Below are 751 nucleotides of genomic sequence, written 5' to 3' on the forward strand. Positions count from 1 at the left end.
AGGTAGACCTCGACGCTGGGATTGACCGCCATCAGCTTGTCGAAGAGATCGCGCACCGCCGGCTCGTTGAGCCCGCCGCGCTCCATCAGCGTGGAGTTCTCGGCGATGTGGGCGGCCAGGCCGAGGGAGAGGCGCTGCGTCACCTCCTGCTCGTGTTCGCCGCTGGCCCGCATCTGCAGCCAGGCCGACGCGCCGCAGCAGGCGAGCAGCAGCACAGCGAACACGGCGGAAAGGCGCCGCGACAAGGATGCCGAGCGAAAGCTCATGGCGGCGCCTCGTCGGCTGTGGGCGCCGACAGCTTGTAGCCGCGCCCCCAGACCGTCAGGATGCGGCGCGGTTCGGCCGGGTCGGCTTCGATCTTCAGGCGCAGGCGGTTGATGTGCGTGTTCACCGTGTGCTCGTAGCCGTCGTGCTGGTAGCCCCAGACCTGATTGAGCAGGTCGAGGCGCGAGAACACCTTGCCCGGATGCCGGGCGAAGAAGTAGAGCAGATCGAACTCGCGCGGCGTCAGCTCGACGGCCTTGCCATCGACCTGCACCTCGCGCGCCAGCGGATCGATGCACAGCCGGTCCAGGTCGATCCGGCCCGACTCCATGCGCGCATTGCGCGCCATGGCTTCGGTGCGGCGCAGCAGCGCCCGCACGCGCGCGACCAGTTCGAGCACCGAGAAGGGCTTGGCCAGGTAGTCGTCCGCGCCCAGTTCCAGGCCGAGGATCCGGTGCACTTCGCTGGATCGGGCGCTGGTGATGAT

General features: G+C 68.6%; 2 protein-coding genes. Both read right to left on the reverse strand.

The window, feature by feature from the left end; all coding sequences use genetic code 11:
- Positions 1-266 (reverse strand): hypothetical protein (locus AC1DTN_RS37690; RefSeq protein WP_477925229.1); only part of this gene is annotated, 266 nt, incomplete at its 3' end.
- Positions 263-751, reverse strand: a 489-nt coding sequence (locus tag AC1DTN_RS37695; RefSeq protein ID WP_477925231.1) for a winged helix-turn-helix domain-containing protein, incomplete at its 5' end; no start/stop codon positions are given. The genes AC1DTN_RS37690 and AC1DTN_RS37695, both read right to left, overlap by 4 nt.

Source organism: Rhizobium sp. 01T444 (assembly GCF_056398305.1).